At 35.0% G+C, this 20,820-nt stretch carries 19 protein-coding genes; 1 reads left to right on the forward strand and 18 read right to left on the reverse strand.

The genetic code is table 11. The annotated features are described in order from the left end of the window. Positions 1-50: 50 nt before the first annotated feature. From L6I86_RS16000 to L6I86_RS16050, 11 genes are all read right to left on the reverse strand, one after another. Entirely contained in the window at positions 51-1,730 is a 1,680-nt protein-coding gene (locus L6I86_RS16000; RefSeq protein WP_236288612.1) for a hypothetical protein, read from the reverse strand. Further along, entirely contained in the window at positions 1,708-2,505 is a 798-nt protein-coding gene (locus tag L6I86_RS16005; RefSeq protein ID WP_236288614.1) for an LbetaH domain-containing protein, read from the reverse strand. The genes L6I86_RS16000 and L6I86_RS16005 overlap by 23 nt, the downstream gene beginning before the upstream one ends. After that, positions 2,502-3,509, reverse strand: a complete 1,008-nt coding sequence (locus L6I86_RS16010; RefSeq protein WP_236288616.1) for a Gfo/Idh/MocA family protein — start codon at positions 3,507-3,509, stop codon at positions 2,502-2,504. The genes L6I86_RS16005 and L6I86_RS16010 overlap by 4 nt, the downstream gene beginning before the upstream one ends. Further along, positions 3,469-4,566, reverse strand: a complete 1,098-nt coding sequence (locus tag L6I86_RS16015) for a DegT/DnrJ/EryC1/StrS family aminotransferase (protein ID WP_236288618.1) — start codon at positions 4,564-4,566, stop codon at positions 3,469-3,471. The genes L6I86_RS16010 and L6I86_RS16015 overlap by 41 nt, the downstream gene beginning before the upstream one ends. Beyond that, a complete protein-coding gene (locus L6I86_RS16020) occupies positions 4,559-5,392 on the reverse strand; it encodes a beta-keto acid cleavage family enzyme (protein WP_236288620.1) in 834 nt (277 codons plus the stop codon). The genes L6I86_RS16015 and L6I86_RS16020 overlap by 8 nt, the downstream gene beginning before the upstream one ends. Before the next feature lie 139 nt (positions 5,393-5,531). Beyond that, positions 5,532-6,890 (reverse strand): hypothetical protein, encoded by a 1,359-nt coding sequence (locus L6I86_RS16025; RefSeq protein WP_236288622.1) that lies wholly within the window; start codon positions 6,888-6,890, stop codon positions 5,532-5,534. 27 nt (positions 6,891-6,917) lie between these two features. Continuing rightward, positions 6,918-8,273 carry a hypothetical protein gene (locus L6I86_RS16030; protein WP_236288624.1) on the reverse strand — a complete coding sequence of 452 codons (1,356 nt, stop codon included), beginning with the start codon at positions 8,271-8,273 and terminating at the stop codon, positions 6,918-6,920. 105 nt (positions 8,274-8,378) lie between these two features. After that, the gene (rfbD, locus tag L6I86_RS16035) at positions 8,379-9,227 is read right to left on the reverse strand and encodes a dTDP-4-dehydrorhamnose reductase (RefSeq protein WP_236288626.1); all 849 of its coding nucleotides are present in this window, start codon (positions 9,225-9,227) and stop codon (positions 8,379-8,381) included. Continuing rightward, positions 9,224-10,246: a dTDP-glucose 4,6-dehydratase gene (gene rfbB, locus L6I86_RS16040; protein WP_236288627.1), complete on the reverse strand. Its 1,023-nt coding sequence runs from the start codon at positions 10,244-10,246 to the stop codon at positions 9,224-9,226. The genes rfbD and rfbB overlap by 4 nt, the downstream gene beginning before the upstream one ends. An 18-nt stretch (positions 10,247-10,264) precedes the next feature. Continuing rightward, a complete protein-coding gene (rfbC, locus tag L6I86_RS16045) occupies positions 10,265-10,810 on the reverse strand; it encodes a dTDP-4-dehydrorhamnose 3,5-epimerase (protein ID WP_236288629.1) in 546 nt (181 codons plus the stop codon). A 15-nt stretch (positions 10,811-10,825) separates the two neighbouring features. Continuing rightward, positions 10,826-11,569: a sugar phosphate nucleotidyltransferase gene (locus tag L6I86_RS16050; RefSeq protein WP_236288631.1), complete on the reverse strand. Its 744-nt coding sequence runs from the start codon at positions 11,567-11,569 to the stop codon at positions 10,826-10,828. 110 nt (positions 11,570-11,679) lie between these two features. Here L6I86_RS16050 and L6I86_RS16055 point away from each other — a divergent pair, with 110 nt between their 5' ends. Beyond that, positions 11,680-12,954 (forward strand): DUF4915 domain-containing protein, encoded by a 1,275-nt coding sequence (locus tag L6I86_RS16055; RefSeq protein ID WP_236288633.1) that lies wholly within the window; start codon positions 11,680-11,682, stop codon positions 12,952-12,954. Positions 12,955-13,146: 192 nt separating this feature from the next. Here the strand turns inward: L6I86_RS16055 and L6I86_RS16060 are convergent, their stop codons facing one another. Genes L6I86_RS16060 through L6I86_RS35915 form a run of 7 tightly spaced genes read right to left on the reverse strand, consistent with a single transcriptional unit; the run spans position 13,147 to position 20,778 of the window. Continuing rightward, entirely contained in the window at positions 13,147-14,130 is a 984-nt protein-coding gene (locus L6I86_RS16060) for a glycosyltransferase family 2 protein (RefSeq protein WP_236288635.1), read from the reverse strand. 17 nt (positions 14,131-14,147) lie between these two features. Next, on the reverse strand, positions 14,148-15,110 hold the full coding sequence (locus tag L6I86_RS16065; protein ID WP_236288636.1) for an NAD-dependent epimerase/dehydratase family protein: 963 nt from the start codon (positions 15,108-15,110) through the stop codon (positions 14,148-14,150). A gap of 15 nt (positions 15,111-15,125) precedes the next feature. Further along, on the reverse strand, positions 15,126-16,940 hold the full coding sequence (locus L6I86_RS16070) for a thiamine pyrophosphate-binding protein (RefSeq protein WP_236288638.1): 1,815 nt from the start codon (positions 16,938-16,940) through the stop codon (positions 15,126-15,128). Further along, positions 16,940-18,016 (reverse strand): CDP-glucose 4,6-dehydratase, encoded by a 1,077-nt coding sequence (gene rfbG / locus L6I86_RS16075; RefSeq protein WP_236288640.1) that lies wholly within the window; start codon positions 18,014-18,016, stop codon positions 16,940-16,942. Before rfbG ends, L6I86_RS16070 begins: the two co-directional genes overlap by 1 nt. Beyond that, entirely contained in the window at positions 18,013-18,810 is a 798-nt protein-coding gene (gene rfbF / locus L6I86_RS16080) for a glucose-1-phosphate cytidylyltransferase (protein ID WP_236288642.1), read from the reverse strand. The genes rfbG and rfbF overlap by 4 nt, the downstream gene beginning before the upstream one ends. A gap of 17 nt (positions 18,811-18,827) precedes the next feature. Continuing rightward, positions 18,828-20,381, reverse strand: a complete 1,554-nt coding sequence (rfbH, locus tag L6I86_RS16085) for a lipopolysaccharide biosynthesis protein RfbH (RefSeq protein WP_236288645.1) — start codon at positions 20,379-20,381, stop codon at positions 18,828-18,830. Continuing rightward, on the reverse strand, positions 20,365-20,778 hold the full coding sequence (locus L6I86_RS35915) for a GtrA family protein (RefSeq protein ID WP_420851895.1): 414 nt from the start codon (positions 20,776-20,778) through the stop codon (positions 20,365-20,367). The genes rfbH and L6I86_RS35915 overlap by 17 nt, the downstream gene beginning before the upstream one ends. Positions 20,779-20,820 lie beyond the last annotated feature (42 nt).

Consider the following 20,820-nt stretch of genomic DNA (forward strand, 5'->3'; position numbering starts at 1 on the left):
AGGCTTTAGACCTCCCCACGACAGAGCCTGATACCAAATTAGGAATAATATTATCCTTTTAATCTATTTAAAAGTTTCTTTATTATTATCCTCATACTTTGAGGAAACAACTTATAAAATGCCCTTAGGAACGTTTTTAGAGAACCTTCGTTTTCCAATTGATTTAATCTTTTAACTACCAATTGATTATATGCTTCAAGTTCTTCATAGTGGCTTTTTAACTGCTGTGTATATTCTGAATTTTCGCTACGTTGTTTCTCAACCTCTTTTGAGTGGAGTTCCAAGCGATAGTAGTTCTCTACATATTCAAGTAATTTCTGTCGAAATTCTTGCAGTTCCCGTTGCTGATCTTGCATTTCTTGTTGCAGGCCTTTCCGTTCCCCTTGCAAATGTTGAAGTTCCCGTTGCAATTCAAGTTTACCTTGAATTAAACTATCAATGGCTTGCTCATAATCATTATTCAATTGTTCTTCGAAGCTCTGAATTTCAGTTCTCAAGAAAAGCCTTTTATCCAAAAGTTCGTCAGCCAATTGGTTATTTACAACTACTCGGTATACTTCATTAGATTTTTTGTAATTAGCAACACATTCTTTTAGTTTTTTATTATTGTTAAACAATGCAACTAATTCTTGCTCAGAATCCAAAACGAGTCCATTTCCAAAATGCTTTATCTGATCTGCAATATTTCCACTATCTTTGTATGTAACAACAAAACAGTTTGCCTCAAGACTTTCATAATAGGTGTAATTATAATTACCAAACCAATTTGACCATAAAAGTACTACGTCAATTTCATGTTCGAGTAGCCTTGAGGTAGTATCCTGATTAGAACCATTATGAAAACTCGTGTCAACAAAAATAGTCCCCGGCAATGATTGATCAATACAAGTAAAATGATAGAAATCATAGTCAGATCTATTGGGAATTTCATTTATTTTAATCCAAGCATCCCAACCCTTGTTTTTGAGGGGATACCCCAAAAATGCCACCCGTATTCTCTTATTAGATATTGAATATGAGGAAGGAGTTAAACTTTTCAAAGGTATTACATTTTGATGAGGAACCACACGAACACTCTGTTCTAGATGCTGGAAAATCCGCAAAAAAATGCGTTTTCCATTTTCAGATGGTGCCACAATAGTAACATTATGCTTAATAAACAGCTTATTGATTGATTCATAATGTTCTTCGCGATTCTCGCCATGACGACAAGTTTTACACCGCGGAGAGCCGATGGGGGCGGGACCACAGAATTCCTCGTCATTATAAAATAAAAAAATATTGCGACAAATGGAGTAATAGTCGTGAAAAATATGAAGTACTTCAACATTATGTTTTTCATTAATTCTGCTGATAATCTCGTCAATCATCGCAATATTCATTCTAAATAAACTATTAATAATAATGCTTAGGAGATTGATCTTGTTTGCCGTAATGAGTGATCCAAAGTAGTAGCCTACTTGCCATGCAGTTAAAAAACAAACTGTTTCATTATCAATCACAACTTCAATAATAAGATTTTTGGGTTCGATTTTATCAGCATCAAAATTACTTGCAGTGATTAAAGCAACACAAGAAATATTGCGATCATTCATCATTTGTTGCAGATCTATAACGTATTTTTGTGAACCTGAGGTAATCTTTCGGTAATCATCATGACAAAATGAAACTACGCAATCTTTATATTTTAATTGATTTAAAATTTTTTCATTTACCCCACTTTGTATCAATCTTCATACACCCTCTTTTCGATTCATCAATAAATTGCATCAAACTTGAGAACGTATCAAACTTTTGAAATAGTCTCTTCAAATTTGCTTGATCTTCATCCGAAAAAGAAGGGTAAGAGCTTGTTGCAAATGCATGTAATATGCTCTCCAATTGATTGATCTGCTCAACTGTGAAACCATGTCTCTCTAGCCCAATTTTATTTATCTTTTTAATCATTGCTGGATTTCCATCGACCAGAATATAAGGAGGAATATCTCTAACCACTTTTGCCATTGCACCAATCATTGCGTATTTTCCCACTTTAGTAAACTGATGTGTAAATGCTGACATTCCAATATGGGCAAAATCATCGACCTGTGTGTGACCTGAAATTCGCACATGTGCAGATAATGTTGTTGAATTACCAATTATAGCATCATGACCCAAATATGCACCGTGACCTATATGATTGCTATTACCAATACATGTATTGATATTCGATTCTTTTGATCTCGCGATAACAGTATGATCATTAATCATATTATTTGAACCAATAATTAGTCCTGATTCGATTGATTTATCAAAACCTTTGAGATTTGGCAGGGCACCAATAGAACAAAAACTTCCTATATAAGTTCCGCTGCCTATTAAAGTATTTGAATGAATTTTGGTATGACTACATACTATAACCCCATCATCAATACTCACATTATCTCCAATAATGGAATATTCGCCGATGCTTACATTCTTTCCAATCATTACATTACGACCGATAAAAGCACTTTCATGAATCATTCTTTAGCCATCTCCATTTTCAAAAGCTTTGCTGCCTTTTCAATTATTTGAATTCCTCTAATTGCTTGTTCCGGTCCTGACATTGATTTTCTGTGATGATGAATACAGTTTAAGAAATGAGATAAGCTAGTTGTCAATGCACTGGGTCCATCATAAGTTACATAGACTGGGTTGCTCAGAAATCCATTCATATTTTTATCGTGAATAGTGAAAAGCTTTCTCTCATCCAATTCATCAAAATAAATTTCCTTATCAGAACTACTAATTTTTGTGTGTCGTTCTTTGCCAGCCTTATTGTATCCAACCTTGATATTTCCAATAAATGAGTTGCTGCCCAGTGTTACAACAACCTCGTCTGCAAGATACTTTACATGTAGAAGTTCTAGCTCTTGGCCGTTTAACAAACAGTCCAGTACTGCTAAGTCATGAACGGCCAAATCCCAAAGCAACTCAACAGGACCTTTACATTGACCAGTAGTCACTCTTGTTGCTTCAAAAGTTATTATTGGATTAGATTCTGCTAATATCGACTTAATTTTAATTATCGCTGAATGATAAATCATGAGATGATCAATATGAATCGTAAGTCCACGCTGGACTGCGATATTTTGGAGTTTCACAGCATGTTCACTTGTCAAAGTAAATGGTTTTTCAATAAACAAATGTTTGTTCGCAAGTAAAACATTTGTTGCAATCCCAAAGCTGTCTTCCACTCCCACAGAAACTACAATTGCATCAATCTGGTCACATAATAGCTCCTGATAATCTGTCGTAAAAAAAACATCATTACTCTTTGCATAGAGGTCTTCAGCAACTTGTAGTCGGTGGTTATTGACATCACAGATAGCAGCAAGCTGTAAGGAATTATGCACTGATACTTCCTTTGCAATATTGGGTCCCCATTTCCCAAATCCAATTAGCCCGATATTCAATATTTCACCTAGTTTCTTATGACTATCTTTTTTAGAACCTATTAATAGCAGTAATAATCCGCTCAATTTCAACTTGAGTTAATCCTGGATGAACAGGAATTGAAACGACTTCCTTTTTAATGCTATTCGAAATTCCAAGTCTTCTGTTGTAATCTTTCTCTACTAAATCAGTAGCTTTGTAACAATCTTGCTCCGGTATCGTATAGGGGTAATAAATCGAAGTACTAACTCCTTCTTTTTCCATGTGAGCTATAAAAGCATCCCGCATACCATTTAAGATACGTAATGTATATTGATTATAGACATGCCTTGCTCCAAGAACCTCTTGTGGCTTGATGATATAAAAATTATCGATATTCTCATCATAGAGAGCTGCATGATCTCGTCTTACAGAATTGAATCGATCCAGCTTTTTTAGTTGACATAAACCAATTGCCGCTGAAATCTCAGACAACCGATAATTGTACCCAATGAATTCAAATTGATTCCTTTCCTTAATCCCATGCTGAATGAGTTGACTTGCAAATACAGCTGCCTGTTTATCCTTCAGAACCACCATACCGCCTTCTGCGGTTGTCATATTTTTAGTCGGGTAAAAACTGAATGCACTAGCATCCCCGAATGTACCTAACTTTCGTCCTTTCCATTCCGCCCCATGAGCTTGTGCACAATCCTCAATAAGCAGCAACTGGTACCTGTTTGCAATTTGCTGTATTTGATCCATATCGCAACTCTGACCGAACAAATGGACAATTAATATTGCTTTAACGCCTTCGTGCTCCTGAAGAATCTGTTCTATACTTTCAGGAGAGATGTTCATAGTAGTTTCATCAATATCTGCAAAAATCGGAGTCCCCCCAGCGTGTACAATTACATTCGCTGTCGCGATAAATGAGAATGCTGTGGTAATAATCTTATCTCCCTCTTTGATTTCAAGTGCTCTGAGCGCTATTTCTAATGCTGTTGTTCCAGAGGAAGCAGCAACACAGAAACCTTGGGTTAGATACTCTGAAAACGCCTTTTGAAATGAAGCTACTCCCTCTCCACTTGCTAATTGACCACTTCTCAATACTGCGCTAACTGCCTCTATCTCCTCTTGGCCAATCTGTGGTTGTGCAATTTTAATCATTATTTCGTTCCTTTACTCCCAGTATTTTTGCCATATCAACAGAATTAGCTACTTCACAACCTAACATTTGAATCATTCCTGCCGCCCTGTTGACTAGTTCCATATTATTCTTTACAGGTACCCCTTTCAGAAAGTAACGATTATCTTCCATTCCAGTTCGAATCACATCACAACCATTTAAAATGGAAATAAAATTAACCGGTAACTGCATTCCTGCAATACCGGCTGCGGACCATGTAAACCCTTTTGGAACAGAATCTAGAATCCATTGAATATTTTTATAGTCTGGTTTCATCCCTCCAGTCGAACCAATAATAAATTGAATAAGAGCGTTGTTTTCAACAAGACCTAGCTCAGACAAACGCATCAGTTCTTTTAACATTCTCGGATTAAAGATCTCAAACTCAGGCTTAACTCCGTATACATCCATAGCTTGAAGAATATCTCTCACAAACTTTTTTGAGTTTTTAATTCCACCGTCAGGCCGTTTGACAGAGGTTACTTCTATTGATGCTAAATCTGGTTTTAGTTCCATTAATCTGATTCGTTCTTTATCGGATATACCCACAAGATGATTTGATGTAGATATGCACACCAAAACATCACATTTTTCACGAATTCCGGTCAACACTTCCTTGTACAACGAAGCATCTAACGATGGACGTTCATTCTTATCTCGAACATGAATATGAATCATCGCAGCGCCTGCAACTGAACATTCATACGCACAATTAATAATTTCATCCACAGTAACAGGGAGCCCAGGCATTGTTTCTTTTCGAGTCATTGAACCGGTAATCGCAGCACAGATGCCAATTTTTTTCATTACACTCCTTCTGGAGTTCCTCTATGAAACGCCATTCGCTAAATAAAATATTGTCAATCAATATGATTATACTGTCAAAATAATAGTTTGGACATAGTTTGTATTTATAAAAACTCATTTTCTAATATTTTACCGTTAACTATCTATTCTTAAAGCAATGAACCAACGGATTTATACTTTCGTCTAAAATCCTCAAATTATTCATTATATATTCTCTAGTGTTAAAATTACGACTTGGATTTTTACCCTCATACCATCCAAACTGAATATAATGCAATATGGGGTCTAAACCTGCAACCAGAACTTCTTTATATTCATTCAAATAATATTCTACATCTAGTAAATTATTTTGTTTAATATAATCATATTCAAAATCTATTCTTTCTTGGACTATAACTTGTCTTCTTATTGACACCATGAGCCGATCGTACATTCGTTCTGTTTGTTTGAAATTACTGTTAAATTTTTCTATCAGCTTAATAAAAGCTTTGATTGTTTCATCATTTGATATTTTAGTCGTATTATAGAGAGAATCTGTATGAGCAGTTATCTTACCAAAAAGTTCACCTGATTCAATTTGCAAATATTCCTGCGCAAGCAATTTATTTCCTTCTTCAAAATAATCAACAATTTGCTGTTTCTCACCGTCTGAAAAAAAATCACTTAACTTCCCTTTTTCAAACAAATCAGTAGATCCTATTATAAAATTTCGTATTTCTTGATGAACGAATCTTTTTTTATTATTTACATTACTATAGGAAACGAGATACTGAGATAGCTGCTGAAGCAATTGTACTTTTTCTAAAGAGAGCGTTTCGTTTAGGTTTTTTGTAATTTCAAATGTATTATTCATTTCAATTCCAAAAATATTTAGGAAGTCTGAAAATAAATCATTTTTATAAAGTTTCTCTTTTTCAAAAACTCTAACTATCATATTTTCCTTACCAAATGCTTTTGACCATCTATTTATCAATTTATAATAATTTGCAACTTCCAAAAAAACTGAATCGTTGAGACATGTATCGGAAATACAATTGGTTACGCTAATCCGATTGGGGAAGCCGACTTTTGCTCTTTCACTTCGTGTGGAAATATAATATTCGTCTTGCCTTCTTACATATAAAATAATTTTTGTATTATAATTTCTTAAACTGGTTTGCAGTAATTTAATTGAATCATCCTTGTACAGACGAAGAAAAAATTCGCTTGAAATTAATATATTATCTTGTTCTATTTTACCAATATCGTCTAAAAACTCTTCTAATGCTTCACCATTTACATAATTCTCATCATCGCTAAAGAATATTAATTTCTCCTTGGTAAGAGAAGGAACTAATCCTACATGTTGATTCCATTGAATATATTTCTTTTGTGTATCGATCGGGTAAAAAATATTATGGTTCAATAACCTTGAGTGATTTACTGTCAAAAAATTCTGTAATGAAGTTGTGCCCGTTTTACTCAAACCAATATGAATATATATCGTTTTCGTTTTCATACACTATTCTCACTCTCCTTAACACTACTATGAATTCATTTTAAAATGTACTAATGGATTTACCCCCTGATCAATTAACTCCAAATTTTCAATTACATATTCTTTTGTATTGAAACTATTACTTGGATTTCTTCCTTCATACCAGCCCCACTTTATATAGTGCATTAAGGGGTCAATACCAGCTTGTTTAATATCAACATAAGTATCTAGATAAAAATCTCTGTCAAACAAATTATTTTCTTGTATAAGATTATAGTTAAATTGAATTTCTTCAGAGGTTAGCTGTGCAGTCTCCCTTATGGAACTAATTAGTCTTGCATAAATTTCATCCCTCTTTTTTTGCTTATTAAACATTTCCTCAGCTAGATTTACTAATTTCTCTATAAACTCATCTTCTGATAAGTCCTTCTTATATTTAAGTTCTCCTTTTGGTTTATTTGAGACATCATCAAAAAGCACTCCATTTTTTCTTTTCAAAAACTTTTTAGCTGTTTTCATATTATCTTTCGAGAAAATTCTCATGATTTCTAATCTCTCACTAAAAGACAAGAAATTATTTATATCCCCAACACTATTAGAATTATTATTAATAACTAAATTTCTAATTTCATGGTGATTAAATCTTTTCTCGTTAGTTATGTCATCGAGTGCTACTAAATAATTAGATAACTTTTTTAAGAATAAGGCTTTTTCATAAGAAATTGAATCTTGTTGATGTTTTTGAGGTACTTCCACTTGCGTATTATGTAAATTCACTCCAAGTATGTTCATAAAATCTGAAAACAAATCGTTCCTATAAAATTCATTTTCGCTAAAAATTCTTATAATAACATTTTTTTCGCCGAAGACCCTGATCCATGGATGAATTACATGATAGTACTTTGCGTGTTCAAATTTTGCAATTTGCTCTAAACTAATATTGAACTGCCTTCCTTCCCTTACAGCATTTTGGAAATTAGAAATAATGAACTCATCTTGCCTTCTTACATATACAATTATTTTTCCATTGTACTTATTGAAATTTTTTTTCAGAGATATGATATGTTTTTTTTCAAATAATGAAGAAAAAGCATCGCTGGAGATAAGTACATTATTCTCAGTGGCATTTTCTAGATCATGAATAAATTCTTCTAATACACTTTTATTTAAATATTTTGTTCTATCTTTAAACATAGGAATATTCTCTCCAGTAATCGCTGTTACTAAAGGAGTGTGATGATTCCAAATTACATAGCTTTTATTTTTATTGACAGGATAGAAGATATCATTCTTTCTAAGCATTTCTAGATTTTTAGACAAAAAGTCTTGAATCAAAGTCGTATCCGTACCTAGCATACCAATATGCACATACAATGTTTTCATATTCACACCACCATTTTTCAACTAAAATTCTCCTTGATATGTTAACCAGAATGAAAAAGCAAAAAACCTCTAAACGCAACATAAGTTACTTTTTATGCTGCGTTGAGGTTAAAAAAGCACAGATGTTTAGTTATATTCTTTTAATTCCCTTAAAAAAGCCCTAAGACCTTCCCGCCAAAATCTCAAGTCTTCGAAACCATTCAAACGAATCGCTCCGTGCTCCATCGCTGAATTCCGTGGACGCGGAGCAGGGCGCGGAAACTCTTCCGTTTTGCAAGGTTCAACCTTGATTGATATGCGACTTTCTTCATAGATGGCACATGCAAAGTCGTACCAGGAGCAAACACCCGAATTTGAAGCATGATAGATGCCGTAATGATCTGTTTGAAGTAGTTTCTCTAGAAAAAGCACAAGATCGACCGTATAAGTTGGGGAACCTATCTGATCATCGACAACTTTTATTGAATCTCTAGTCTTAGCTAACTGCAGCATCGTTTTCACGAAATTATTGCCGTAAAGGCCATATACCCAAGACGTCCTTACGATAAAGTATTTTGATGATATGGCTTGAACATTAACTTCCCCAGCTCTTTTGGACTTTCCGTATACACTTTGTGGATTCGTAGCATCATTCTCCCGATAGGCTTGTGAAGCCTTTCCGTCAAAAACATAATCCGTGCTGATATATATGAACTTAGCTCCAATTCTCTCAGCAGCAATTGCGAGATTACGCGTCCCATCCGCATTGACTCGGTATGCGTCCAATTCATTGCTTTCTGCAAGATCAACGGCTGTATACGCCGCACTATGGATTATCACCTCTGGCTGTAGACGTTGAATAACTGTAAGACACTGATCCACGTTAGTAATATCAAGTTGATCTCTTCCTAAACCGTGAACCTCATGTTGCCCTCTAAATAGCTTCACTACCTCTTGACCCAATTGTCCATTGGCACCAGTTACAACGATCCTCATGAGTGTTCACCTAATCGAGAGCCATATTGCTCATTAAAATACTTTTGGTACTCACCAGTCTGAATTCGTTTCCACCAATCCTGATTGTTCAAGTACCAATGAATCGTCTCTTGGATACCAGTTTCAAAATTGTGTTTCGGCTTCCAGCCAAGTTCATTCGTTATTTTAGTAGCATCAATCCCATAACGTCGATCATGTCCTGGGCGATCTTTGACGAACTGCATCAAAGACTCCGGTTTTCCAAGTTCACGAAGAATCGTTTGGATAATTTGAATGTTTGTTCGTTCGTTATTCCCACCGATATTATAAACCTCACCACTAACTCCCTTATGTAGAACCAAATCAATCGCGCTACAATGATCCGCAACATATAACCAATCTCTAATATTAAGTCCATCTCCATATACGGGCAGCGCTTTATCACTCAATGCATTGGCAATCATCAACGGAATTAACTTTTCCGGGAATTGGTAAGGACCGTAATTGTTTGAGCAACGCGTGATATTCACATCAAGTCCAAATGTTTCATGATAAGAACGTACCAATAGATCAGAACCTGCTTTACTTGCCGAATAGGGACTATTCGGTGCTATCGGCGTCTCCTCTGTGAAAAGGCCAGTCTCACCAAGCGATCCGTAAACTTCATCGGTCGAGACATGGACGAATTTCTTAACACCATGTTTACGAGCAGCTTCCAGCAAAACCTGAGTACCAAGGACGTTCGTTTTCACAAAAATTTCCGGTTCAAGAATACTTCGATCCACATGCGACTCCGCGGCGAAATGAACAACCGTGTCTATGCCCTTATCGAAAAAACTGTTCACTAGTTCAATATTCGTAATGTCCCCTTTTACAAAGGTATATTGACTATTGTTTTGAATCGAAATCAAGTTCTCTAAGTTTCCTGCGTATGTTAGTGCGTCCAAATTGATGATTTCATAGTTGGGATAGCGATCCAGCATATAGTGCACGAAATTGCTGCCGATGAATCCGGTTCCGCCGGTAACAAGAATTTTCATGTATGTAAAACTCCTATTTTAAAAGTTAATTTCTGCATCTTGAAGCAATGGATGCTTCTTATCTTTTTCTGAAAGAATTGGATTAGAAGTTAGCCAATCAATTGCTAACGCTGGGTCATTCCAAAGAATACCTCGATCATGTTCAGGAGAATAATACTCGTCCACTTTGTAGAGGACCTGTGTGTTAGGTACAATCGTGCAAAAGCCATGGGCACAGCCTTGAGGAACTAGTAGTTGACGTTTATTGGCTTCGCTAAGAATGACACCTACCCATTGTCTGAATGTAGGTGAGTTCTTACGGATATCCACTACTACGTCGTAAATGGCACCTGCAGCTACACGAACGAGCTTTGTTTGTGCTTTTGGATTTAACTGATAGTGAAGTCCACGCAGCACACCAGCTTCAACGGATAGAGAATGATTATCTTGTACAAACAAATGATCCACACCAAGCTCAGCAAACTTCGAGCTGCTATAGCTCTCCATAAAAAAACCCCGATTGTCACCAAAGACATCGGGTTCGATGATATGAAGTCCCTGCAGCTTTGTAGAAATCTTTTTCATCAGCTAGAGCACCTCTTACAATTTTAGTTTTCCAAACTCTTCACCAAACAATAGATCCTTCGCCAATTCGTTCGCTTTGGCTAAAGAAGCATACGTTCCAGCATCTGTCCACCAACCTTGAAGGATATCGTAGGTTAGCTCCGCTCTTGATATATAGGCATTATTAACATCTGTTATTTCTAACTCTCCTCTATCCGAGGGTCTTAATGTCTTAATGATATCAAAAACCGAACTATCATACATATAAATACCTGTTACTGCGTAGCTGCTCTTTGGATGCTTGGGTTTCTCTTCAATTGAAATAATTCGATCTTCATGGATTTCAGGAACACCGTAGCGCTGAGGGTCATCCACTTGTTGAATGAGAATTTTCGCTCCTTGTTGCTGGTCACGAAAGTTATTAACAAATGGTACGATGCTGTCTTCGAACACATTATCCCCCAGAATAACGACCATTTGATCATCTCCAACAAATTGCTCTGCAAGTCCTAACGCCTGAGCAATCCCCCCTGCATCATCTTGAACTTTAAAAGTAAAATTAACTCCCATTTCACGACCGCTACCCAATAAACTAACTACATCGCCCATATGTTCGATTCCCGTTACAAGCAAAATATCGCATATATTGGCTTCTTTAAGCTTATGGACAACATGAAAGATCATAGGGTACTTGCCTACTGGAAGTAAATGCTTATTTGTTACTTTCGTTAAAGGATACAACCGCGTTCCTGTTCCACCTGCTAAAATTACACCTTTCATGGTAGTACCCCTCATAATCAATTATCTGTTAAAATAAGCTTATCATGATAACTCCCTTTTGACAAAATTCGATTTTATTCAGGAAAGGATATAAAGCAATGATAAACTTCTTGGACCCTTTCATACGTTTTCAAGGAATAAATACAAAGCTTCTTGTAAGCTGTCCGAAAGACCCATCATCCCCTGGTGGTTTATTCATCATAGATTTTGAATTAAAAAACATAACAAGAATATTGGAAGCAGATTGTCGTGGAATAACACAATTCTCAGAGGGATATTATTTAGCCACGAATTCACATGGAATTTTAAAGTTAGACAATGAACTTAATATTACAAATACCTATGAAGTACCAGCACGAGACCTTCATGGTCTAAAATTCCACTCTGATGGCTTGCTGTACGTAGTCGAAACCTCACATAATGCCATTGGTATTTATCAAACAGAACCTTTTAAAAGAATCGATGAAATAAAAATTTCGGATAGTAATGAAGATCAAAATCATATTAATGACTTATGTATTAAGGGTAATAGCTTATTCTTATCGATGTTCTCTCTACAAGGTGGTTGGAGAGATCTTTTAGAGTCATTTGATGGAGTAATTGCTGAGTATGATATACAAACAAAAGAATTAATAACAATTTTACAAAAAGATTTACAACTTCCTCACAGTGTGACTTTTATTGATAATCAAATGTATTATTGCGAATCTTTAAATCTCAATCTAAAAAAAGAAAACCAGTGTATTGCTAAATTAGGCGGTTATACTAGGGGCTTGGCTTCAGATGGTTTACATTTTTATGTTGGCCAGAGTGTTATGAGGCATTTAGATAGAATTCTTTCAACAATTCCAAATGTGTCAGTAGATTGTGGTATTCATATTTTTGATGGCAAAAAAAGAGTTAATAAATTCTTTCCAATGCCTGCGAATCAAATCTATGAGATACTGATAATTAGTAATTATCAGGAAGAATTTATTCACCCTACGCAATCAAGTTTAGAGATGGCTAGCCCAGAATCATTGCAATATCTTATCTCATCAAAAGACTGGCATGAACCCGAGGGTTCATATCGTTGGATGGCTTCAAAACGTGCTGGGGTAAAGCTTAGATCAGAAAATCCAATTAAAACGATAACTATCGAATTCACTAATTGTTCTCTGAACAACAATAATGCAAAATTGTTTGTCAACAACATAGAGATTTCGAGTATACTTTTCAATGAGATGGATGAGCAAATTCATACTTTCACATTAGATGAATATTTTACAGGAGATATTTATGTTTCTCTTGAAGTAGATACACTATGGAACCCACAGCAACTTATAGGAAATGATGATGTTAGACAGTTAGGTTTAGCAGTGAAAAGTATTAAAGTATTGGCATAATTTTAGATAAGTAACGCTCCCGGAGTTCCTCGCGAAAGGATCGGGAGCATTCCTTCTTTAATCAAAAACAACCAAACCCCCTGACATTGTACAGAAGGATTTGGCTATTTTCGGTTGTATGTGAACAGTTTCACCGCCAGTTGAATTGGGGAAAATCGCTCTTTCTTCCGCCAGATATTAAAGCGGCAAACACTACATTGTCACTAATTCTTTTTGCTCATTCTTTTCAGAACGATTAATCTCATTTTCAAAGTTAATTCTTTCTTTTTCAACTACCAGCGGTCTCTTCAAAACTTGAGTATGAATAGATCCGATATATTCTCCGATAATTCCAATAAAAAATAATTGAACTGACGAAAAAAAGAATAGACCAATAATGAGCGGAGCAATTCCTACTTCAAAGTAATTCCAAAAAAGCAATTTTGCTAATAGATATAAAATTGCTACACCAAAACTTACTGCAGACATTGCAAAACCCAACATCGCTGCTAATCTTAACGGAATTTTGGAGTGGTTCGTAATGCCTAGCATTGCTATATCATATAAAGTATAAAAATTATTTTTCGTGATCCCTCTCTTACGGGAAGGTTGAATGTAATTAATTTTATAACTTTCAAAACCAATATCTGATATTAACCCTCTAAAATAAGGATAAGGATCATTAACTTCCCTTAAAACTTTTATTACTTGTTGATCGTATAAACCAAATCCGGTATTGTTTTTCGTCAATTCAATTTCAGACACTTTATTAATAAAATTATAATACATTTTTCTAATGGCAAACATTAAACGAGATTCTTCGCTCTCATTTTTGACACCTAACACAACTTTGTAACCTTCTTCCCATTTCTCAAGAAAGTCTCTAATCATGTTGGGAGGATCCTGAAGATCTGCAACCATAAGTATAACTGCATCTCCCTTAGCTTGAAGAAGAGCATGATATGGTGATCTAATATGACCAAAATTCCTAGAATTCACAATCACTTTAACATTAGAATCTTTATAGGCTAATGTTTTTAAAATAGAAACAGTATCATCCTTAGATGCATTATCAATAAAAATATGCTCGTAGGTGTAACCTACTAGGTTACTACAAATTTCCTTGACTTGATTGTATAATTCTTCTACGTTTGCCTCTTCGTTATAACATGGAGTTACTATACTCAATAATTTCATCTTTTCACCTTATGATCTTATTTTGAGGATCTAGTGTATATCTTTTTAAATTCATCTTTTACGCAGTCCATCGAAGTATAAAGAGGCTCATAAGCTAGCTTATCAGTATTTTTTTTATAATTTGAATAATAATTGTTTTTATTACCGGAAGATGAAGTTACTGAGTGCGCACTATCAATTTCAATTTCCAAGCCGTAGACTGTATTAAAATATTCAAGTAATTTAAATTTACTGACCGGACTAAGGCTGTAAACATCAAATACATCATTTACGTGATGTTTAGATATGCATAGCTTAATTAAATTCACAAAGTCTAAGGGATGAATGTAATCTCTTACTATATCTAAATCATTTGTTTTAAACACTCTATTTTCTTGTAGACACTGGATAATGTCAGTAAGAAAGAAGTTTGATTTCAAATCAATAAACCTGCTAAAGAAACTAAATACTCTCAAATCAACTATATAAAAATTGTCGTAAGCTCTGTGCTTTGCTTCAGAATAAAGTTTGGTAATCCCATAATTATGAATGGGCAGTATATTATTAATTTCTATTTCAGTCTTAGTATGCTTGTTTGCTGGCTGTTCAAATTCTGTAATGTATGAAGCACCACTACTTAGGTTAATATACAAGGTTTGGTGATGTTCGTGTAAATAAGCAAGAATAAGATTATCGAATTCTTCTGTTACTGTAAATACCAATTGTTGATCTTTTTTGGACTTTGTAGAGTCAACTATTCCAATACAATTAATAATAACATCGTACGAATGTAGACCGAATTGTTCCATATTGCAAATAGTATAATTACTCTGTATCAAATTATTTTCAAGCAAAAAATCATTGATTTTAGATATATTGCGAGCAAATAAAACAAAATTATAATTTACCTCTTTTGATAAGTAATAAATTAAATTTTTTGCAATATGTCCTGTTGCACCTAAAATTGCTATCGTTTTTGATTCCATCGTGGAAGTATTCATTAATGCCTCCAATTACTATTTAGGTACTTCCATTTCTTCCACTAAATCGATTAGCATGAGCTCCCTCAACTCATTTCTTTCTAAATGTGGAGACATATCTTCGATAGGTCTATTGACCACTAATTTAGGGTTCACAGTTGTATTTTGTTCTAAAGCTACAGTAATAAATGTTGGGCCTTCTATACCAAATGCTTCTTCAATCATAGATTCTGCTTCATCCATTGTCGCAATATGAAATGATGGAATGTTATAAGCCCGTGCAATGGCTAATAAATTTGGTGAAGAATATACAGTGGATTGCTTACGTCCATCAAAATATAAGTCTTGGAACTGCCTAACCATACCCAGACAATTATTATCCATTACAAATATTTTTATTGGCAGATTGTGCTTAGCAATTGTATCAAATTCTTGTATATTGACCTGTATACCTCCATCCCCAGCAATAACAATTACTCTATTCTCATCTACTAATGAAGCACCGATAGCAGCTGGTAATGCAAATCCCATTGCACCCATTCCACCAGAATTCAGTAATCTTTGGTTATTTTTTAATTTAAAAGATTGTGAAGCCCACATTTGATGTTGTCCCACATCTAAACAAATTACATCACCTTCACTACTATTTGATGAAAGTAGCTCCATAAAAAGATTAGGATCGATATTCTCTTGAGGAGACTCATAACAGCGTGTAGGAAATTTTACTTTTAACTTTCTAATAGTTTCATTCCAATTCAGATAGGTGGGCTTTTGATATTCCTTCAGTTTATCATTTAATGAAATCAAAAAACTTTTTACATCTGTTTGAATAGCAAGATCTACTTTAATTTTCGCATTCAATTCATTAAAATCCGCATCTACATGTATTTTTTTTGCAGCTCGCCCGAAAGTATCTGGCCTAGTTCCAGTTTGTCTGGAGTCAAGTCTCGAGCCTAAAATTAAAATGAGATCGCTATTTGCTAGAACTAAATTACTGTACCTATTCCCATAAGAACCAATTAATCCGACAAATTTTTCATTAGTATGCGGAATAACATCTAGACCCATTAATGAAGACACCACCGGTATCCCTGTTAACTTTACCAGGTGTTGTAGTTCTTCTGCTGCATTAGCAATTCTAACGCCACCTCCTGCCAAAATAACAGGTCTTTCAGCGTCAGCGATCAGTTGTAGAATTTCATTTAACTCTTCATCTGTAACACTTTTTTTGAATTCTGAAAGTAACTCTTTATGCTCTGCAGTGTTATAAAAGCTCAAAAGCATTTCTGGATTAATATTCTCCCTTTGAAGATTCATAGGAATGTCAATTAATACAGGGCCTGGACGACCATTTTGTGCAAGAAAAACAGCTTTCTCAAGATGATATTTTATCATTAAAGGATCTGTGACGAGTTCTGCATATTTTGTTAATGACTTAACTACACTTACAATATCAGTTTCTTGAAACCCAATCTGCCTTACTGGTCTATCAAATTTATACTCATACGTATTTACTTGACCCGTAATAAACAAACAAGGAACGCTGTCAAAGTAACAACTTCCAATGCCAGTGACTAAATTCAAAGCACCAGGTCCACTAGTTGCCATAGCCACTCCAAGTTTTCCATTTAGTCTAGCATATGCTTCTGCTGCAAAAGCAGCTGCTTGCTCATGACGTACCGAAATACAATGGATATCATCTCTTAAATACACTGAGTCCAATAAATGAGCAATTGCACCACCAATAAATTCAAAAACGTGAGAAACCCCTTCTTCTGCAACGAAATCGATAACATAATCCGATAGTTTCATATATTTCTCCTCATCTTTATTATGCTCTACAAGATTCATTACAGGTCACTAGAAGTAACATAATCATTAATTTGTTCAAGACACGTAATTCTCATGTCCGCACCTTTATTATACATTTGAGACCAATAGACAATACTCTTCAAGGTTCTTTCCAATTCCCAACGCGGCTGCCAATTCAATAAAGATTTCGCCTTAGAACAATCTAGCTTCAAATAGTGTGCCTCGTGTGGATGTGAACCTCCATCAATCCGATAATGGCTGCTCTCTCCCCAAATATCACATATTTTATCAACTATCCAACTTACCGGTTTTGCATCATTGTCTGATGGACCGAAATTCCAACCTTCGGCATATTGAACTCCATGCATATATAATTTTTCAGCTAGAAGCAAATAACCACTCAATGGTTCTAAAACATGCTGCCATGGCCTAATTGAATTTGGATTTCTGATAACAATCTCCTCTGCAAGCAAAAGTGATCTAACACAATCAGGAATCAAACGGTCGACCGCCCAATCTCCACCACCAATTACATTCCCTGCTCTTGCAGAAGCTATGGCAACACCGTGCTCATTATATTTCTCTGGATTAAAAAAAGAATTTCTATAGGCAGATGTCACTAATTCTGAACATGCCTTACTGTTCGAATAAGGATCATATCCACCTAATCGCTCATTTTCACGGTAGCCCCATTCCCACTCTTTATTTTCATAGCATTTATCCGTTGTCACGTTCACAACAGCTTTCACGCTTTCAGTGGTTCGTATTGCCTCAAATACATTTACCGTTCCCATAACATTAATAGAATACGTTTCCACAGGTATTTTATATGAATCTCTAACCAGTGGTTGTGCAGCCATGTGAATAACAATTTCTGGTTTAAAATCAGACACAGCTTTTTTTATTGATTCTAAGTCTCTTATATCTGCTATCGTAGATTTCTCAAGTAATCCTTCTATATTACAGAGTTCAAATAGACTAGGTGACGTAGGTGGTTGCAAAGCATACCCTGCTACTTTAGCACCCATGTGCGTCAACCATAAACTTAACCATGATCCCTTAAACCCAGTATGACCAGTTATGAAAACTCGTTTATTATTCCAGAATTCAGTCATACATTTTTCACCAAATCTTTACCCCAAGTTTTCCATGGAGCTTTATTCTTAGCCCATAGGTCTTCCAAATGGTTCTTATCACGTAATGTATCCATAGGTTGCCAGAAACCATTGTGTTTATAGGCAGAAAGTTCTCCATGTTTTGCAAGATTTTCTAATGGTTCTTTTTCAAATATAGTTGAATCCTCATTAATATAATCAAATACTTCTGGCTGACAGACAAAGAAGCCTGCATTAATCCAGGAACCATCTCCTCTAGGTTTCTCTTGAAAGCCGCGCACTTCATTTAGATCCGATATGTCCAGTGCACCAAATCGACCATCTGGTTGGATAGAAGTAACAGTAGCCAATCTTCCACTTAATTTATGGAAATCAACCAATTCCTTAATATTTACATCCGATACCCCATCACCATAGGTAAGCATAAAAGGTTCATGGCCGATATAAGGTTGAATCCGCTTAACCCGTCCACCTGTCATCGTGTCAATTCCAGTGTTTACAAGTGTGACTCTCCAGGGTTCAGCTGAATGATTATGAATGATGTTCTCGTTATCATTTCTAAAATCAAAAGTAACATCAGATTCATGTAGGAAGTAGTGTGCAAAATATTCCTTAATATAATAGCCTTTATAACCAAGACAAACTACAAAATCGTTAAAGCCATATGAAGAGTAAATCTTCATAATGTGCCATAGAATCGGTCTTTGTCCAATCTCAATCATTGGTTTAGGTTTTAGGTGAGATTCTTCACTTATTCTTGTACCATATCCACCTGCAAGTATGACTACTTTCATTGAAATCCCCCCTAATATTAATTTTGTTTAGATTTAACGAATTCAGTGATTTTAAATACCATATAATCTATCATTTCATCTGTTAATCCGGGGTAGACTCCAACAAGGAAAGTGTCATTTAGAATTTTATCAGTATTTATTAAGTCACCATGTATCCTGTAGTTAACACCTTGAAAAGCAGGTTGCCTTGTTAAATTACCAGCAAATAACATGCGTGTTTGTATTCTATTGTTTTCTAAATACTTTACTATCTCATTCTTAGTAAAACCTACGTTCTCACGAAGAGTTAAAATAAATCCAAACCAGCTAGGTTCAGAATTATTAGTTGCTCTAGGCAAAATAAAATAATCACTAAGATCCTTCAAACCCTCTGAGAGTCTATTAAAGTTACTTATTCTTGCTTTTACAAATGAGGGTACTTTTTTAAGTTGCTCTACTCCAACTGCAGCTTGCATGTCAGTCACTCTAAGGTTATAACCGATATGTGAGTACGTATATTTGTGATCATATCCATATGGAAGTGTTCCAAGTTCCCATCCGAATCGTTTCTTACATGTATCATCACATCCGGAGGGGCACCAGCAATCTCTTCCCCAATCCCTAAATGACTCAATAATCATTTTAAGCTGAGGGTTATTTGTATAGACTGCTCCCCCTTCTCCCATAGTCATATGGTGTGGTGGATAAAAACTAGATGTTGCAATATCACCAAAGGTACCAGTTAGTTTTCCATTAAATTTAGATCCTAGCGCATCACAGTTATCTTCAATTACCCACAGATTATATTTCTTAGCAAGATCAATTACCTTGTCTAGCTCGAAGGGGTTACCCATAGTATGGGCAATCATTATAGCTTTGGTTTTTGAAGTAATAGCTCCTTCAATTCGGTCTACCATAATGTTATATGTTCCAAGTTCAACATCAACAAACACAGGAATTGCTCCGTTTTGTACGATAGGAGTTACAGTTGTAGGAAAACCAGCTGCCACAGTAATTACTTCATCACCAGGCAGTATGCGACGTTCTCCTAATTTAGGAGATGTTAATGTCGAGAAAGCTAGTAAGTTTGCTGATGATCCTGAATTTGTTAGTAATGCGTATCTAACCCCAATAAACTCTGCGAACTCTTTTTCAAATTGCTTACTAAATCTACCTGCTGTTAGCCAAAAATCTAGAGAAGAATCGACAAGGTTCTTCATTTCTCTTTCATCGTAAACTCGGCCACCATAGGATATAGAAGAAGACTCCGGATTAAATGACTCCTTTTTCTCATGAAATGTTTTGTAAAATACTTCTACTTTAGAAAGTATCTCGAGTCTCATTATTTTCTCAGCTACATCTTTGGACAGACTTTTTAATGAAATTATTTCAGATTCTTCAAAAATATCCTTATTCCTCACATCTATTAACATGTTGCTAGCACCATCTAAACTTACAACAGTTTGAAAATTAGGTTCGGTAAAGTCCTTCGTACTTAGTTTTATAACTTCATATTTATCTATATTTACATTTGTAATAATAGCTAATTCATTAGTTGATTTCTTTTGAACCAAATCATTTATTCTCAACATGTTCTTCACTCCTGTAATGTGTTTTACTTATTTTGAAGCTCCAATATTTATGACCAATAAAACTAATTAAAGTTGTCAAGAATAGTGCAAAAACCTGTGAAAGCAAGGCATTTTGTTCTAAATAGTTAATAAATATATAAAGTACTAGTAGATTAATAAAAAATGAAATAACATATACTCCAGAAAACTTTAACAGGTTCTTATAAGTTTTTCTTCCAGTATTGAATGTCCACCTGCTGTTCCAATAGTAACTGTGTAATACTCCAAGCACATGTGCACATAATAATGAAATCATATAATTTAAATCAATAAATTTTAAACAAAGAAAATAAATTAAATACCCTACAACTGTATTGAGAATTCCAATAATTAGAAACTTAATAGTCTGAGATTGCATCTACTTTTGTTTAGACCTTCCCTACAAGATTAGATTTATTGT

The organism is Paenibacillus allorhizoplanae, from assembly GCF_927798215.1.
GTDB lineage: Bacteria > Bacillota > Bacilli > Paenibacillales > NBRC-103111 > Paenibacillus_E > Paenibacillus_E allorhizoplanae.

What these genes read in the sequence shown, in the direction of transcription:
- rfbH (WP_236288645.1), bottom strand. Translation starts at nt 20,381, where the DNA reads ATGTTGAGAATAAATGATTTGGTTCAAAAGAAATCAACTAATGAATTA.
- rfbG (WP_236288640.1), bottom strand. Translation starts at nt 18,016, where the DNA reads ATGACTGAATTCTGGAATAATAAACGAGTTTTCATAACTGGTCATACT.
- L6I86_RS16025 (WP_236288622.1), bottom strand. Translation starts at nt 6,890, where the DNA reads ATGAAAACGAAAACGATATATATTCATATTGGTTTGAGTAAAACGGGC.
- L6I86_RS16060 (WP_236288635.1), bottom strand. Translation starts at nt 14,130, where the DNA reads ATGAAATTATTGAGTATAGTAACTCCATGTTATAACGAAGAGGCAAAC.
- L6I86_RS16050 (WP_236288631.1), bottom strand. Translation starts at nt 11,569, where the DNA reads ATGAAAGGTGTAATTTTAGCAGGTGGAACAGGAACGCGGTTGTATCCT.
- rfbF (WP_236288642.1), bottom strand. Translation starts at nt 18,810, where the DNA reads ATGAAAGTAGTCATACTTGCAGGTGGATATGGTACAAGAATAAGTGAA.
- L6I86_RS16020 (WP_236288620.1), bottom strand. Translation starts at nt 5,392, where the DNA reads ATGAAAAAAATTGGCATCTGTGCTGCGATTACCGGTTCAATGACTCGA.
- L6I86_RS16005 (WP_236288614.1), bottom strand. Translation starts at nt 2,505, where the DNA reads ATGATTCATGAAAGTGCTTTTATCGGTCGTAATGTAATGATTGGAAAG.
- L6I86_RS16015 (WP_236288618.1), bottom strand. Translation starts at nt 4,566, where the DNA reads ATGATTAAAATTGCACAACCACAGATTGGCCAAGAGGAGATAGAGGCA.
- rfbB (WP_236288627.1), bottom strand. Translation starts at nt 10,246, where the DNA reads ATGAAAATTCTTGTTACCGGCGGAACCGGATTCATCGGCAGCAATTTC.
- L6I86_RS16070 (WP_236288638.1), bottom strand. Translation starts at nt 16,940, where the DNA reads ATGAATCTTGTAGAGCATAATAAAGATGAGGAGAAATATATGAAACTA.
- L6I86_RS35915 (WP_420851895.1), bottom strand. Translation starts at nt 20,778, where the DNA reads ATGCAATCTCAGACTATTAAGTTTCTAATTATTGGAATTCTCAATACA.
- rfbD (WP_236288626.1), bottom strand. Translation starts at nt 9,227, where the DNA reads ATGAGGATCGTTGTAACTGGTGCCAATGGACAATTGGGTCAAGAGGTA.
- L6I86_RS16065 (WP_236288636.1), bottom strand. Translation starts at nt 15,110, where the DNA reads ATGAATACTTCCACGATGGAATCAAAAACGATAGCAATTTTAGGTGCA.
- rfbC (WP_236288629.1), bottom strand. Translation starts at nt 10,810, where the DNA reads ATGAAAAAGATTTCTACAAAGCTGCAGGGACTTCATATCATCGAACCC.